This window comes from Paenimyroides viscosum, assembly GCF_003858535.1.
Taxonomy (GTDB): Bacteria; Bacteroidota; Bacteroidia; order Flavobacteriales; family Flavobacteriaceae; genus Flavobacterium; species Flavobacterium viscosum.
In genome coordinates, this window is the sequence record NZ_RQTJ01000001.1 from 153,804 (window position 1) to 169,259 (window position 15,456).

At 32.8% G+C, this 15,456-nt stretch carries 15 protein-coding genes; 8 read left to right on the forward strand and 7 right to left on the reverse strand.

The window, feature by feature from the left end:
• Position 1 precedes the first annotated feature (1 nt).
• The 3 genes from holA to serC are packed head-to-tail and all read left to right on the forward strand — an operon-like array spanning position 2 to position 2,347.
• Positions 2–1,021 (forward strand): DNA polymerase III subunit delta, encoded by a 1,020-nt coding sequence (gene holA, locus EG242_RS00740; RefSeq protein WP_124898009.1) that lies wholly within the window; start codon positions 2–4, stop codon positions 1,019–1,021.
• Between the two features lie 16 nt (positions 1,022–1,037).
• Complete coding sequence (locus EG242_RS00745; protein ID WP_124898010.1) at positions 1,038–1,220, forward strand: CAL67264 family membrane protein; 183 nt, start codon at positions 1,038–1,040, stop codon at positions 1,218–1,220.
• Positions 1,221–1,276: 56 nt separating this feature from the next.
• On the forward strand, positions 1,277–2,347 hold the full coding sequence (serC, locus tag EG242_RS00750; protein WP_124898011.1) for a 3-phosphoserine/phosphohydroxythreonine transaminase: 1,071 nt from the start codon (positions 1,277–1,279) through the stop codon (positions 2,345–2,347).
• A gap of 34 nt (positions 2,348–2,381) precedes the next feature.
• On the opposite strand, the gene EG242_RS00755 is transcribed toward serC, so the two are convergent.
• Complete coding sequence (locus EG242_RS00755) at positions 2,382–3,623, reverse strand: tetratricopeptide repeat protein (RefSeq protein WP_124898012.1); 1,242 nt, start codon at positions 3,621–3,623, stop codon at positions 2,382–2,384.
• Positions 3,613–6,195: a DNA gyrase subunit A gene (gyrA, locus tag EG242_RS00760; protein ID WP_124898066.1), complete on the reverse strand. Its 2,583-nt coding sequence runs from the start codon at positions 6,193–6,195 to the stop codon at positions 3,613–3,615. Before gyrA ends, EG242_RS00755 begins: the two co-directional genes overlap by 11 nt.
• Positions 6,196–6,441: 246 nt before the next feature.
• Here gyrA and EG242_RS00765 point away from each other — a divergent pair, with 246 nt between their 5' ends.
• From EG242_RS00765 to EG242_RS00775, 3 genes are read left to right on the forward strand one after another with little or no spacing between them, the layout of a single operon-like run.
• Entirely contained in the window at positions 6,442–7,692 is a 1,251-nt protein-coding gene (locus tag EG242_RS00765) for a dihydroorotase (RefSeq protein WP_124898013.1), read from the forward strand.
• Positions 7,692–8,033, forward strand: a complete 342-nt coding sequence (locus EG242_RS00770) for a hypothetical protein (protein ID WP_124898014.1) — start codon at positions 7,692–7,694, stop codon at positions 8,031–8,033. The genes EG242_RS00765 and EG242_RS00770 overlap by 1 nt, the downstream gene beginning before the upstream one ends.
• 2 nt (positions 8,034–8,035) lie before the next feature.
• Positions 8,036–8,683, forward strand: coding sequence for an alpha/beta hydrolase (locus tag EG242_RS00775; RefSeq protein ID WP_124898015.1), 648 nt, complete (start codon positions 8,036–8,038; stop codon positions 8,681–8,683).
• A gap of 25 nt (positions 8,684–8,708) precedes the next feature.
• Here the strand turns inward: EG242_RS00775 and EG242_RS00780 are convergent, their stop codons facing one another.
• From EG242_RS00780 to EG242_RS00790, 3 genes are read right to left on the reverse strand one after another with little or no spacing between them, the layout of a single operon-like run.
• On the reverse strand, positions 8,709–9,155 hold the full coding sequence (locus EG242_RS00780; RefSeq protein ID WP_124898016.1) for a hydrolase: 447 nt from the start codon (positions 9,153–9,155) through the stop codon (positions 8,709–8,711).
• A gap of 4 nt (positions 9,156–9,159) precedes the next feature.
• Positions 9,160–9,342, reverse strand: coding sequence for a hypothetical protein (locus EG242_RS00785; protein ID WP_124898017.1), 183 nt, complete (start codon positions 9,340–9,342; stop codon positions 9,160–9,162).
• 1 nt (position 9,343) lies between these two features.
• A complete protein-coding gene (locus tag EG242_RS00790; protein WP_124898018.1) occupies positions 9,344–10,111 on the reverse strand; it encodes an MBL fold metallo-hydrolase in 768 nt (255 codons plus the stop codon).
• A gap of 73 nt (positions 10,112–10,184) precedes the next feature.
• Here EG242_RS00790 and EG242_RS00795 point away from each other — a divergent pair, with 73 nt between their 5' ends.
• Positions 10,185–11,642 (forward strand): TonB-dependent receptor, encoded by a 1,458-nt coding sequence (locus tag EG242_RS00795; RefSeq protein WP_124898019.1) that lies wholly within the window; start codon positions 10,185–10,187, stop codon positions 11,640–11,642.
• Positions 11,643–11,728: 86 nt separating this feature from the next.
• Complete coding sequence (locus EG242_RS00800) at positions 11,729–12,856, forward strand: hypothetical protein (RefSeq protein WP_124898020.1); 1,128 nt, start codon at positions 11,729–11,731, stop codon at positions 12,854–12,856.
• Positions 12,857–12,867: 11 nt separating this feature from the next.
• On the opposite strand, the gene EG242_RS00805 is transcribed toward EG242_RS00800, so the two are convergent.
• Together EG242_RS00805 and glyA are read right to left on the reverse strand one after the other, a co-directional pair.
• Positions 12,868–14,037 carry a carboxypeptidase-like regulatory domain-containing protein gene (locus tag EG242_RS00805; RefSeq protein WP_124898021.1) on the reverse strand — a complete coding sequence of 390 codons (1,170 nt, stop codon included), beginning with the start codon at positions 14,035–14,037 and terminating at the stop codon, positions 12,868–12,870.
• A gap of 104 nt (positions 14,038–14,141) precedes the next feature.
• Positions 14,142–15,416, reverse strand: a complete 1,275-nt coding sequence (glyA, locus tag EG242_RS00810) for a serine hydroxymethyltransferase (protein ID WP_124898022.1) — start codon at positions 15,414–15,416, stop codon at positions 14,142–14,144.
• Between the last annotated feature and the right edge of the window lie 40 nt (positions 15,417–15,456).

Genomic DNA, 15,456 nt, shown 5'->3' on the forward strand with positions numbered 1-15,456 from the left:
TATGAGTGAGCTAAAAAAAATGATTACTTCCTTTAAGAAAGACGGCTACAAACCGGTGTATTTTTTAATGGGCGAAGAACCTTATTTTATTGATTTTTTAAGTGATCATTTTACCAATAACGTAATTTCTGAAGAAGAAAAATCGTTTAATCAGGTTGTTTTATACGGAAAAGATGTTTCTGTGAACGATATTATGTCGCAGGCACGACAATATCCTTTTATGGGCGATAAAATGTTGGTTGTGATTAAAGAAGCGCAGGAATTGGTTAAAACTATTGATCAGTTTTCGTCGTACTTTAAAAGTGTACAGCCTTCAACCATTTTGGTTTTTTGTTACAAATATAAAACGTTGGATAAACGTAAAGAACTTTACAAAACACTTTCAAAATCGGAATTTGCTGAAATTTTCGAAAGCAATAAATTAAAAGATTATCAGGTTGAAGGTTGGATAAAAACGTTGATCAGTGATGAAAAATTAGAAATTGAACCAAAAGCAGTTGCTATGTTGGTTGAATTTTTAGGGAACGATTTAAGTAAGATTTCTAACGAAATTGATAAACTAAAGATCATTTTAAAGAATGATACATTGATTACTGCCGATTTGGTTGAAGAAAATATCGGGATAAGTAAAGAATACAATAATTTTGAACTGATTAACGCAGTTGCCTATAAAAATGAAGCAAAAGCATTCGGAATTGCAAAATATTTTGCACTTAATACAAAGAACAATCCGTTTGTTGTAACAACATCTTTGCTTTATAATTTCTTTTCGAAACTATTGCAGTATCACGGAATGATTTATAAAAACGCAGGTGCAAATCCGGCTGATATTGCCAAACAATTGGGAATTAATCAATATGGATTAAAAGATTATCAGGTGGCAAGCAAGATTTATCCCATGAAAAAAGTAAGTCAGTCAATCGCCGTAATTCGCGAAATCGACTTAAAAGGAAAAGGCGTCAACGGAAGCTTAACGCACGACGATTTATTGAAAGAACTTTTAATTAAAGTACTTCGTTAATTTAAAAACTAGAATTATGTCATTAAATAAAAATAAAATATTAGGCTGGGCAACATTTATCATGGTTCTTATGGGATGCATTTTAGTTGGTTTGGCAATTTACCGCTATGCCGATGTTGCCGGTTGGGGATTTGGTGCAGTTGGCGTAGGCTTTTTTGCAATTGCGTGGGTTTTTAACGCGCTAAAAGGTAGGGTGTAAGTATTTTGATTGATAAAAACTTCAGTTTAAAAAAATAATTTTCTAAAAATTTATAAATGGAAATGCATAATTTTAGTTCCGGACCAAGTATTTTGCCACCAGAAGTTTTACAAAAAGCTTCAGAAGCAGTGTTGAACTTCAATAATTCGGGATTATCTTTAATAGAAATTTCTCACAGAGATCCTTCATTTGTTGAAATTATGAATTCGGCTCGAAATTTAGCTTTGGAATTATTGAATTTAGAAAATAAAGGATATTCTGCTTTGTTTTTGCAAGGCGGAGCCAGTTTAGAATTTGTACGTGTAGCTAATAATCTACTGAAAGTTGATGGAAAAGCTGGTTACATTAACACCGGAAATTGGGCAAACAATGCCCAGAACGAAGCTGCTTATTTTGGTGCAGTGGTTGAAATAGCATCATCAAAAGATAAAAATTACAGTTATATTCCTAAAAATATCGTAGTACCGAATAATTTAGATTATTTGCACATTACAACAAACAATACCATTTACGGGACGCAGTTTAAAGATTTTCCAGAAACGGATGTTCCGTTGGTTTGTGATATGAGTTCTGATATCTTCTCTCGAAATTTAGACTTTTCAAAGTTCGATTTAATCTATGCTTGCGCTCAAAAAAATGCAGGAACATCTGGAATAAATTTAATCGTTGTAAAAGATGAATTGTTGAATAAAACTAGAAGTATTCCAAATATAATGAACTACAAAAAACATATCGAAAGAGAAAGTATGTACAATACGCCTTCAGTTTTTTCGGTTTATGTAAGTTATCTAACATTGAAATGGCTTAAAGATTTAGGCGGAATTGCTGCTGTTGATCGTAGAAATCTGGCAAAAGCAAATTTAATGTATTCTGAAATTGATAGAAATAGTTTGTTTTATGGAACCGCAGCTGTTGAAGATCGATCAACAATGAATGTCACTTTTTTCCTTAAAGATGAAAAGCTAACAACTACATTTGATGAATTATGCTTAAGTGAAGGAATTTATGGTGTAAAAGGACACAGAACAGCAGGCGGTTATCGCGCATCAATGTACAACGCCTTACCAATGACAAGTGTTCAAAAGCTAGTTGAAGTAATGCAGCGTTTTGAAACAAGATTTTTATAAAAGAGAAAGGCTTCCAATTTTGGAAGCCTTTGTTTTAATTATTTTTCAAAAAATCTTGAATTTGTGTTATTAACTCGTTCAAGCTTTCATCTTTAGCGTTTGCCGCTTTTGCTTTTTGGTAATAATCTAAAGAATTAGTGTAAACCTGCTTTTTCTCCTGCATTAATTCGTTACGTCTTTTGTTTGACGCTGTTGTATTAGGCAATGCATTGATTTTGTTGGTTATATCGGCATCTTTCTGTAATTCCAGATTACCTAACGATTTTAAAGCATCAAAATGGTTTTTATTTAGCAACAAAATCTTATTTAAATATTCTGTAGCCTGCTCATTTTGGTTGTTTTGCATGTTAATAACCGCTAAATTGTAAAGCAGAATTTCGTTTTGTGGAAAACGTTCAATACCTTTTTTTGCATATTCTTCAAACCTGTCCAAACGGTTGGTGTTGTAGTACAAAAACAAAACATTCAAGAGGCTGTTTACATTGTCTTTATCTAAATTGTAAGCCGTTAAAGCATAGTTTTCCGCTTCGGAATAATTCTGTTTGTTTAAAAGAATGTGCGTTAAGTTGTTGTAAATATCTGCTTTAGCACTTTTACTAAATATGGTTTCAGCTTTTGTATGTGTTCCACTTTTAACAGCCAAATCACGCGCCTTTCTATCAAAACCGAACGATTCAACTTTACCTGAAATTTGTGAAGTTGCTACATAAGTTTGCGATTCTCCGTTGTACTTCAGCTTAATTAAATCTTTCAGCTTGCTTTCAGCGTAGTCAAAATCTTTTGCGTTTACAGCATCGCTTGCAGCATAATACAGATAAACAGTATCAACCGCGTTTAAATTATAAGCCTGCTCAAACAAACGGCTCGATTTTTTATAATCTTTATTTCTGTTACTGTCAATGGCTTCATCAACCAATTCTGCTAATAAGGTGTTCTTTAAAACAGTAATTTCGGTAGTGTATTTTTTACTTTTCGTTTCGTTTTCAAACTTAATCAACTGATTGATCGATTCGATAGCTTTTGAACGATTTTCATTAAAATCAACTCCACTATTTGCCAGGTTAATCAAATTTTTAGTTTTAAAGAAATAATACGTCGCTTTTTGATCATCTGTAGCTTGCGGAAGCATTTTTTCTATGCTAGAAAGCAAAGCAGTTGTTTCTGTTGTATTGTTTCTTTTTACCAGTTTTTCTAATTCTTTCAACTCATTTTTTTGAGCAAAAGAAGAAGAGCATGTTATTAAAAACATGCTCATCATCATTAATTTATTCTTCATTTGTATCTTCTTCGTCTTCTACAATATCATCATCTTCCTCTTCGATATCATCAACAACATCTTCTAAAATGTCGTTTTCATCAACCGCTAAAAGATCTTTTTTCAATTCGTCATCCATTTCATCTTCTTCATCCTCATCACGCATAACCTTAGCAACTGCTGCAATAGAATCGTTTCCTTTAATGTTGATTAAACGAACACCCTGCGTATTACGACCCATTACACGTAAATCTGAAACGCGTAAACGAATGGTTAATCCAGATTTGTTAATGATCATTAAATCATCGTTATCAGTCACAGAATTTATCGAAATCAACGCACCGGTTTTATCGGTAATGTTCATTGCTTTAACACCTTTACCACCACGATTGGTTTCACGGTAAGCATCTAATGAAGAACGTTTTCCGTAACCGTTTTCTGAAACTACTAAAATTTCTGATTCTAAATCGGATACTGTTACCAAACCAATAACTTCATCTTTTTCATCGGCTAGTTTAATACCGCGAACTCCAGATGCCGTTCTACCCATTGGGCGGGTTTTAGATTCATCAAAACGAACCATTTTACCGTTTTTGGCAGCAATAAGTACTTTAGAATTTCCGTCGGTTAATTTAGCTTCTAACAGTTCATCACCATCTTTGATAGTAATAGCGTTAATACCATTTTGGCGCGGACGAGAATACTGCTCTAAAGACGTTTTCTTAACCTGACCTTGTTTGGTACACATTACAATGTAGTTATTGCTTGTGTATTCTGGGTCACGTAAATCTTGCGTACAGATAAATGCTTTTACTTTATCGTCGTTTTCAATGTTGATTAAGTTCTGAATTGCACGACCTTTTGCTTGTTTGCTTCCTTCAGGAATTTCGTAAACGCGCAACCAGAAACATTTTCCTTTTTGTGTTAAAAACAACATGTACTGGTGGTTTGTTGCCACATACATGTGTTCTAAGAAATCTTGATCGCGTGTTCCTGCTGATTTTTGACCAACACCACCGCGGTTTTGTGTTTTATATTCGCTTAATGGCGTACGTTTAATGTAACCTGCGTGCGAAATTGTAATAACAACCTGCTCATCGGCAATTAAATCTTCAATATTCATTTCGCCACCTGCATATTCAATATGAGATCTGCGGGCATCACCGTATTTATCACGAATTTCTGTTAACTCATCTTTAATCAGGTTCATTCGCAATTCTTTGCTTGCCAATAATTCCTGTAAGTGCGTAATTAACTTCATGATCTCATCAAATTCTGCACGTAATTTTTCCTGCTCAAGACCTGTTAACTGACGCAAACGCATTTCAACAATGGCACGAGCCTGGATTTCCGATAAAGAAAAACGTTCAATTAAACGCTCACGCGCTTCATCGGCATTTTTAGAACTACGGATGATTTGAATTACTTCGTCGATATTATCAGAAGCAATAATCAATCCTTCTAAAATATGTGCACGTTCTTGTGCTTTTCTTAATTCGTATTCTGCACGACGCGTTACCACTTCATGACGGTGTTCTACGAAATAATGAATTAATTCTTTTAGATTTAATAACTGCGGACGACCGTTTACCAACGCAATATTGTTGATACTGAAAGACGATTGCAACTGCGTAAACTTGTACAACATGTTCAAGACAATGTTTGGTACAGCTTCGCGTTTTAATACATAAACGATACGCATTCCTTTACGGTCTGATTCGTCACGTATTGTTGAAATTCCTTCAATTTTTTTGTCGTTAACAAGTTCAGCCGTTTTCTTGATCATTTCGGCTTTGTTCACCTGATAAGGAATTTCTGAAACAATGATACATTCTTTACCATCGATTTCTTCGAAATTCGCTTTTGCACGCATTACTACACGCCCACGACCAGTTTTATAAGCTTCTTTTACACCTTCGTAACCATAAATGATTCCTCCTGTTGGAAAATCGGGTGCTTTGATATGTTGCAATAATTCATCAATCTCAACATCGTTGTTGTTAATGTAAGCCAACGTACCATTAATAACTTCGGTTAAGTTATGCGGTGCCATATTTGTTGCCATACCAACTGCAATACCTGATGCCCCGTTAATTAATAAGGTAGGAATTTTTGTTGGCATTACTTTAGGTTCTTCTAAAGTATCATCGAAGTTTAACTGAAAATCAACCGTTTCTTTATCTAAATCGGCTAAAATTTCTTCCGAAATCTTTCTCATTCTTACTTCAGTATAACGCATAGCCGCTGGGCTATCACCATCAACCGAACCAAAATTCCCTTGTCCGTCAACTAACATATAACGTAAGCTCCATTCCTGTGCCATACGAACCATGGCATCGTAAACAGATAAATCGCCGTGAGGGTGGTATTTACCTAAAACTTCCCCAACAATACGGGCAGATTTTTTATGAGCTTTGCTTGCAGTAACACCTAATTCGTACATACCGAATAATACGCGGCGGTGAACAGGTTTTAATCCATCTCGAACATCTGGTAATGCTCTGGAAACGATAACGGACATTGAATAGTCAATGTATGCCGATTTCATTTCATCTTCGATGTTAATAGGAATTAACTTTTCTCCGTCAGAGATCATATTTTATACTTTTATTATTTCTAAGTTTAACGTGCTAATATACTATTTTTTTGTGGGATAATCTAATCCAAAACATTGAAATGGGTTAGGTGTTTGTTATCAATTGATAATTAATAGATTATAAATTATTAGACATTTTAATTTTCATAAATTTATTGATTAAAAATTAATTTAAATAATCGGTTTTCAATCATAATATCATTAATTTTGTAAGATTTTTAAAACAACACAACCATTCATAAAATGAATATCGTTATAAAAAATGCTACAATTGTAGATTCTTCAAGTGAATTCAATCAGAAAAAAGTCGATATTAAAATCGAAAACGGTATAATTTCTGAAATTGCATCAGAAATAAACGCAACAGATTTCAAAATTCTTTCTTTAGAAAACTTACATGTTTCAAGCGGATGGATGGATTCATCGGTTTCGTTTGGAGAACCTGGTTTTGAAGACCGCGAAACAATTGCAAACGGCTTAACAGTTGCGGCAAAAAGTGGATTTACACATATTGCGTATCAACCGAATACTTCGCCGGTTATAGACAATCAGTCAATAGTTAGTTTTGTAAAAACAAAAGCTACAAATTATGCTACAACCTTACATCCAATTGGAGCATTTACAAAAAACCAAGAAGGTACAGATTTAGCCGAAATGTACGATATGCAAAATGCCGGAGCCGTTGCTTTTGGCGATTATAAAAAAAGTACAGCAAACGCTAATTTGCTTAAAATTGGCTTGCAATACACGCAAGATTTTAACGCTACCGTTATAGCTTTCTGCAACGATTCTTTAATTAAAGGTAAAGGCGTTGTGCACGAAGGCATTAAATCTACACTATTAGGTTTAAAGGGAATTCCGCCATTGGCAGAAGAAATTGTTTTGGCAAGAAATTTATTTTTGTTAGAATATACGGGCGGAAAAATGCACGTACCAACAATTTCTACAGCAAAATCGGTAGAAATGATTAAAGAAGCTAAAGCAAAAGGCTTAAATGTTACTTGTAGCGTGGCAGTACACAATTTGGTTTTGACAGATGCTATTTTAACCGATTTTGATACACGTTTTAAAGTAAATCCACCAATTCGCGACGATTTCCACCAACAATCATTAATAAATGGAATTTTAGACGGAACGATTGACATGATTACGTCTGACCATTGTGCAATGGATATTGAACACAAAAAAATGGAGTTTGATATGGCGAAAGATGGAACGATTGGATTAGAATCGGCTTTTGGGGCATTGTTAGAAATTCTTCCTTTAAATGTTGTTATTGAAAAACTTCAAGCAGCAAAATCAATATTCTTGAATAATTCAAACGGAATCAACGTTGGATCAACAGCAGATTTAACGTTGTTTGATCCTTCAAAAGAATGGACTTTTACCAAAAATGATATCTTATCAAAATCTAAAAATTCGGCATTTTTAAATCATAAAATGAAAGGTTTTGTTTACGGAATTTACAATAATGGTAAATTAATTATTAAGTAATGGAAGCAAATAATATTTCAAAAGACGGTAAACTGGCGGCAATTATTGCACATTTAACTTTTTTAGGACCCGTTATTGCATGGTTTATTAATCAAGAGGAAAAAGATAAATTTGGTAGTTTTTACATTAAACAATCTGTGGGAATTTTTCTGCTTTTTTTACTAATCAGTGCTATTTTACCAATTGTTCCAGAAATTATGTTTATGCCTACTTTGATTGGCTTTTACGTATTCATTTTTATTTTATGGATTTATAGTTTTTCCGGAGCAGTTTCTAACGAATACAAACTAATTCCTTTTATTGGTGGTTTTATTCAAAAAATATTTACAAAGAAAAATTAATTATGCAGACAGGAATTTTAAATTATTTAATAAAAGAACCAAAGGTTGTTAAAGAACAAAATCCGCTGATTATTTTAATTCACGGTTATGGCAGCAACGAAGAAGATTTGTTTTCGTTTGCTCCAGAATTACCTGATGATTATTATGTAGTGTCGGTTCAAGCGCCTTACCAAGTACCACCTTACGGATTTGCTTGGTATGCTATTACTTTTGATGCCGATATGAATAAATTTAGCGATGATGATCAAGCAATGGAATCAAGAGATTTATTGGTTGAATTTATTGATGAATTAGCAGCAAAATACCCTATTGATACTAATAATATAAATTTGATAGGATTTAGCCAAGGTGCTATTTTAAGTTATGCCATTGCGGTTACTTATCCTGAAAAAATAAATAAAGTTGCGGCTTTAAGTGGTTATTTTAATCCGGATATAATGACTGTTAAAGAAGACTTATCGACTTACAATCATTTAAAAATATTTGGTTCGCACGGATCGGTTGATCAGGTAATTCCTGTGGAATGGGCAAGAAAATCATCGGCTTTTTTAGAACCTTTACAAATTCCTTTTGAATATAAAGAATATCCGGTAGGACATGGAGTTGCACCACAAAACTTTTACGATTTAAAAGCGTTTCTAGAAAAATAAAAAGTTTCCAAATTTGGAAACTTTTTTAGTATAATACGGTATCTAAAACCTTAAATTCTGTGGTAGCGTCTGTATTGTATTCGTACTTAATTAGCAATTCACCTACAATACCTTCACCATAAAAATCAATAATTAACCATTGGTGGTTAATAACAGACATTTTATTAACTTTTGTTTTATTACCCGTATTATCAACAGGTAATAAAGGATTTCCGCCTTCTTGCTGATTTAATGTAGTAAAGTCTTGGACCACTTTAGCCATAACAATTTCTACTTCTTGAGGAGCGAATTTTTTCTGAGCGTTTTCATTTTTATCTATAGAAAAATAAGCTGCCTCGTCATACATTTTTTTGTACAATTGTAATGAATCTTTAACCATTACATTATTAACGGCATCAAGCGCATTTTTTTCTTTATTACATGAAAATACAAGAAAACTTAATAATAAAATACTTAATGTTTTTACTTTCATATTTTTAAGATTGTGTAAGTTCTATCCTTTTTTTTATTGTTGCTAAAGAGTCTTCGGTGCGCTTTAATTTTTTCTCTAAAAGTTCTATATGCTGATCTTTAGCTTCTAATACTTTTGTATCATTAACAATTAAAAATACATTAATTATTAGTGAAAATATAAACAAATATAAATAAATACGTTTCATTTTAAATTTCTATGGTTAGGTTATCGTAAGCTAAAAACACATTTTCGGGCAAAGTTGCTTGAATTTCGTCATGAAAACCCAATTGAAAACCTATATGTGTTAAATAGGCTTTTTTTGGTTTTATTTTACGAATGTGTTCTAAAGCTTCGTCTAAATTATTATGGGTAGGATGTTCTTGAATTCGTAAAGCGTTAATTACCAAAACATCTAAATTATGTAATTGTTCATAAGTAGCTTCATTCAATGTTTTAACATCGGTTAAATAGGCAAAATCTTTAAATCTGTATCCTAAAATGGGTAAAGATCCATGATTTACTAATAATGGTTTTATGGTTTTATTGTCAACAGTAAAATCAGAATAAGCTTCAATTTCATGTATTTCGATAGATGGAGCTCCGGGATATCTATTTGTAGTTTCAAAAATATAATCAAATCTACGTTTTAAACTTTCAACCACGCGGTTTTGAGCGAAAACGGGCATAGCTTTACTCTCCATAAAACAATACGGACGAATATCGTCTAAGCCAGCAGTATGGTCGGCATGTTCATGGGTAAATAAAATGGCATCTAATGAATCGTTATCAATTCGCAACATTTGTTGTCTGAAATCTGGACCACAATCAATTAAAATTTTGCTACCTTTCCACTCAATTAATATCGATGATCTTAAACGTTTATCTTTTAAATTAGTACTTAAACAAACAGGATGTTTATTCCCAATAACGGGAATGCCCTGCGAAGTACCTGTACCTAAAAAATATATTTTCACTTAGATTCTTTTTTACAAAAATAGCACATTAAAAATGAATTTAGTAATTTTATAAGCAAACAAAAATAGAAATATGAGCAACTTTTTTGCAGACGATTTAATCTTGCAAGGCGATAGGATTACTGACCAAAAACAAGCCCTATCTGACAAAACTTTAAAAATTAATTTAAACAAAAATATTTACGGATCTTTCTCTGAAATTGGTGCCGGGCAAGAAACAGCTCGTCATTTTTTTAGAGCAGGTGCGGCTTCACGAACCATTGCAAAAGCAATGAGTGCTTACGACAAGCAATTTAGTGATGCTATTTATACGGTAGAAACAGATGGGCGTTATGTAACTGAAAACCGTTTGCACAAAATGTTAGATCATGAAGTTCAGTTGTTAGAAGAACGTTTAGATCATACCGAAAACCCTAACAGAATTTACTTTAGTTACGCAAACACCGTTGCAACTATTGATTTTGCTAAGAAATTTAAAGGTCATGGTTGGGTTGGTATACGTTTTCAGAACGAACCGCAAGGTGAATTTAACGAGATTGTTTTGCACATTCAGTTTAAAGAAAACGATGTTTTACTGCAACAACGAACGTTAGGAACTTTAGGTGTGAATTTAATTTACGGTGCGTTCTATCAATACCATGATCCAAAAAAACTGATTTATAATTTATACGATCATTTAGATAAAGACCAGTTAGAAATTGATACCATTAATTTTTCGGGTCCGGCATTTAAAAATGTCGACAACCGTTTAATGAGCTTGTTTTTGGTGAAAAACGGAATGGCAGATGCGGTTATGTTTGGACCAAACGGACAAAATATCCTGCCTGCAAATACTTTGTTCAGAAAAAACGTGTTGTTGTTACGCGGTAGTTTTCGTCCGGTGACTATTGTGAACATTAATATGTATCAAAAATCGCTGAACCAGTTTTTAAGTAAAAATCAGTTATCTATTGATAAAACGGCGGTTATTTTTGAAATTACCTTGAACAACCTTTTAGCTTTGGGTGAAGTTGATGAGCAGGATTTTCTTGATCGTGCAGAATTACTTTGCGCTTTGGGGCATACGGTAATGATATCAAACTTTAAAGAATATTTTAAGGCGGTAGATTATATTTGGAATTATTCGCAGGAAAAAATTGCTTTGACAATTGGAATTCCGAGTTTAATTGAAATTTTTGATGCCAAACATTACACCAATTTACCAGGCGGATTGTTTGAAGGTTTGGGCAGATTATTTAAACACGGATTGGAAATTTATGCGTATCCGTTTTTAAACGAAAAAGAAGAAGTGATTACTGCCGAAAATATTGAATTGCATGACGAAACGTTGAAACCTATTTACAATTATTTCAAACAACGTGATCAGATTATTGATATTGAAAATTTTGAATTGAAAAATTTAAAGATATTCTCACACAAAGTACTTAAAAAAATACAAGAAAACGATGACAGTTGGGAAAGCGACGTACCGGAAACGGTTGCAACGCTTCTTAAAGAAAATCAATTATTTAGAAAAAAAGAGAGTTTGTAAAAACTCTCTTTTTTTATTTGTAAATTAAGGCTCTAAATATAAAAAATACCAATACGAACCTTATTTGATATTGTAAAAGACTAAAAATGTTAAAAGAAATTAAATACATATTATTAATGCTGTTGTTTGGGCAGATTGCCTACACACAGGTAGTCCATGAAAGCGCTGTTGTAGATACTAAAAAATCTAATTGGTACATGAATAATTATAAAGGACCTGTTAAATCTTCGTTCTGGTATTATACATTTATTATAGATCCAATTCCTTTTGCCGTTTCAAATAGCAGTAACATTCAATCTTATGCAAGACATAGTATTATGTTACAAAACAGAACAGCTTTAGGTGGAGGTGTCTATGAAGAGTTTGATTCGAAAGGTAGATTAACGAAGAGTATCGCAATGGACAAGGATGGATCCCACTTTGAAAAGTCGGAACTTGATAATAAAACAGCATCAATTTATATGTATAATGAAATGGATGTGGATAAAAAAAATAAAATAAAATTAAAAAAACGTCAGATTTATCCAGTCTATGATCACAATATTTTAGTGAAGCCAAACTATAAAAGACCATATGATCGGGGCTACGGTTCTGATACTCTTAATTACAGATACGATTACATTCTTGATAAGAAAGGTCGAATAGTAAAAGAAATTAATTATGGAAGATCAACTTTACCATTTACCGAATCAGAATATATATATGATGATCACGATAACGTCAGTATACTTAAAATTATAACCAAACAAAAAGAACCAACACCTTTCCATTTTTTAGATACAGAGACAGGTTTTTGTCCTGATCTTCATGTTGCTTATGAATACGACAATAAAGATCGTATGACACAAGTAACATACTATGGTTGTAAAGATACTTTAGCGTTTGAAAAATATGTTTATCATCCCGAAAAGGAGTATATAACTGAACGCACCCGCTTTATAAAATCTTCCATGCGCGGTGTGGAACACGTTACGCCAACCATGATTTTTTATCATAACGAGAATGGTGACATTATCGAAAAAAAGTTTGTAAGAAGTTATCCTAACCAGTATTTAGGCGCAAGCTCCATTGCTTTACGGGAGTCTATTTTTTACAAGTACGAATACGATAAATACAGTAACTGGATAAAGTGCTATATCTATATGGTAGGTAAACCAGAAGACAGTGAACCAACAGCGATTGCCCAGAGAGATTTAGAATATTACGATAGTTAAAATATAAGATTTTATTTATTAATCTCTTTAAGCATTTGTTCTTCTTTAAAAGTCAATGGTACTACATTGAATTTTTCCCAATATTTTGTTTTGTAGTTTTTGCCTAATCGGGTAAGTTTACTTTCAGTATAAAAATTTTCACTTTTTGGTTTTGCTGGATTTTCATCAACCGAATCTACCAAAAGTTCAACAAAACCGCCAATTTGATTTATTTGATTAAAAATCTCTGAATCTCCATATACTCTATATGAAACATATGTTAACGCATATTTGTTATTGTATAGATTAAAAAGAGTTGTTCGATTATAGAAGGTTCTTTTGCGCCAATGTCCATTATTATTAGGTAAATATTCACTATTTGTAACGAATTTTAAATCTAAATCTACTTTTATTTCCCTAATTAAATAATCTTTTGCACCATAAATCATTTTGCCAGAAAGCGTTGCTTTTTTTGCATTATCAATAGGGTTAAAATTTAAAACATACAATTCTGTACCGTCGGCAGTAGTTTTGGCAGTAATATATAAATCGTATTCTTTATCAGAAATAATATTTTTTATCAATTTAAAATCAAATTCATTAGAAACTCGTTCTTTTAAATCACCCCAATAATAAGAAACTTTTGATAAAGAATCGAATTTTTGAGCTTCTTTATTAGAAAATTTCACACTTCTACTTTCTTTTATAATTACATTGCTTTTATTGATCGATTGTAAATAATAATCAATTTCTGCATCTTCATATAAATACATGCCGCCATTTACATAGCTTAACTCTCTGTAAAAAGTATTGAGTTTTAAATTTTTTGCGAATTTTTCTTGTGATGTTTTAATCGCTTTTTCAATTTCTGATTTTATCGATGTTTTAAAAATCACGATTTCTTCTAAAGATTCGGTAGAAGACTGCATTTGCACATTAAACGATTTGGTGTTTTTTGCTGATAATTCCTGTGTGAAATAATCTAAATGTTTAATGATTAGTTTAGAATCTTGTGCAGGGAGATTAAATTGAAAACGACCTTCGCTGTTTGTAACCGTAGTTTTTCCGGATACATTTCCTATAATCATTACATGTTGAATAGGTTTGTTGGTTTCGATATCTTTAATAATTCCCTGAACCAATTCTTGTGCCTGAACCGAGATGTTTAAAAAGAGTAGGAGTGCAATTAAAATGTTTTTCATAAATTGATTTTTAGTGTTTGTAGCAAAAAGTATAATTTTGTTACACAACTAACAAAAAAAGAGCCACATTTAGTGACTCTTTAACTTTTTATAAAAATAATTTGTTAAAAAACAAACATAGCACGTTCGCTCATCATTTCGTTAACTTCTTCTGCAATTTGTTCGATCATTTCGTCGTTTGTATGATTCATTAATACACGATCAATTAAATCTACAATCGTTTCCATATCGCTTTCAATTAATCCACGCGTTGTGATTGCTGCAGTTCCCACACGAATACCCGATGTAACAAACGGAGATTTATCATCAAAAGGAACCATATTTTTATTCACGGTAATTTCGGCTTTAACCAAAGCATTTTCTGCTTCTTTACCCGAAATGTTTTTATTGCGTAAATCAATTAACATCATGTGGTTATCAGTTCCGCCCGAAATAATTTTGTAGCCGCGCTTAACAAATGCATTCGCCATAGCTTGTGCATTTTTTTGAACCTGAACAATGTAATGCATAAATTCGTCTTGTAAAGCTTCGCCAAATGCAACCGCTTTTGCTGCGATTATATGCATTAACGGACCACCTTGATTTCCTGGGAAAACAGCAGAATCTAACAAAGCAGACATCATACGCGTTTCGCCTTTAGGCGTTTTTAATCCGAACGGATTTTCAAAATCTTTACCCATCATAATCATTCCACCACGAGGACCACGCAAAGTTTTGTGCGTTGTTGTAGTTACAATATGGCAGTGTGGAATTGGATCAGACAATAAACCTTTAGCAATTAAACCAGCAGGATGAGATATATCTGCCATTAACAAAGCGCCAACAGAATCTGCAATTTCGCGGAAACGTTTAAAATCCATATCACGAGAGTAAGCCGATGCCCCTGCAATAATTAATTGTGGTTTTTCACGTTCTGCAACTTCCTGAATTTTATCATAATTAATTAATCCGGTAGCTTCATCAACCCCATAAAAAACAGGATTGTATAATTTACCAGAGAAATTTACCGGAGAACCATGTGTTAAGTGTCCACCGTGAGATAAATCGAAACCTAAAATTTTGTCACCTGGTTTTAAAACCGCTGCATATACTGCTGTATTAGCTTGCGAACCAGAGTGTGGTTGTACGTTTACATATTCTGCATTAAATAAAGTTTTTGCTCTATCAATAGCAATTTGTTCAACAATATCTACAACTTCGCAGCCACCGTAATATCTTTTATTAGGATATCCTTCTGCATATTTATTTGTTAAAACCGATCCGGCAGCTTCCATAACTTGGTCGCTTACAAAATTTTCCGAAGCAATTAATTCCAAACCATTTACTTGTCTGTCTTGCTCGTCTAAAATTAAATCAAAGATTTGTTCGTCGCGTTGCATTTTTATTAATTCTTTAAGTTGAACTCAAATTTATGAAAAA

Coding starts and splice junctions, on each gene's coding strand:
- EG242_RS00775 (WP_124898015.1), top strand. CDS start 8,036: ATGCAGACAGGAATTTTAAATTATTTAATAAAAGAACCAAAGGTTGTT.
- EG242_RS00800 (WP_124898020.1), top strand. CDS start 11,729: ATGTTAAAAGAAATTAAATACATATTATTAATGCTGTTGTTTGGGCAG.
- EG242_RS00785 (WP_124898017.1), bottom strand. CDS start 9,342: ATGAAACGTATTTATTTATATTTGTTTATATTTTCACTAATAATTAAT.
- EG242_RS00795 (WP_124898019.1), top strand. CDS start 10,185: ATGAGCAACTTTTTTGCAGACGATTTAATCTTGCAAGGCGATAGGATT.
- EG242_RS00780 (WP_124898016.1), bottom strand. CDS start 9,155: ATGAAAGTAAAAACATTAAGTATTTTATTATTAAGTTTTCTTGTATTT.
- EG242_RS00765 (WP_124898013.1), top strand. CDS start 6,442: ATGAATATCGTTATAAAAAATGCTACAATTGTAGATTCTTCAAGTGAA.
- glyA (WP_124898022.1), bottom strand. CDS start 15,416: ATGCAACGCGACGAACAAATCTTTGATTTAATTTTAGACGAGCAAGAC.
- EG242_RS00770 (WP_124898014.1), top strand. CDS start 7,692: ATGGAAGCAAATAATATTTCAAAAGACGGTAAACTGGCGGCAATTATT.
- EG242_RS00755 (WP_124898012.1), bottom strand. CDS start 3,623: ATGAAGAATAAATTAATGATGATGAGCATGTTTTTAATAACATGCTCT.
- serC (WP_124898011.1), top strand. CDS start 1,277: ATGGAAATGCATAATTTTAGTTCCGGACCAAGTATTTTGCCACCAGAA.
- holA (WP_124898009.1), top strand. CDS start 2: ATGAGTGAGCTAAAAAAAATGATTACTTCCTTTAAGAAAGACGGCTAC.
- EG242_RS00805 (WP_124898021.1), bottom strand. CDS start 14,037: ATGAAAAACATTTTAATTGCACTCCTACTCTTTTTAAACATCTCGGTT.
- EG242_RS00745 (WP_124898010.1), top strand. CDS start 1,038: ATGTCATTAAATAAAAATAAAATATTAGGCTGGGCAACATTTATCATG.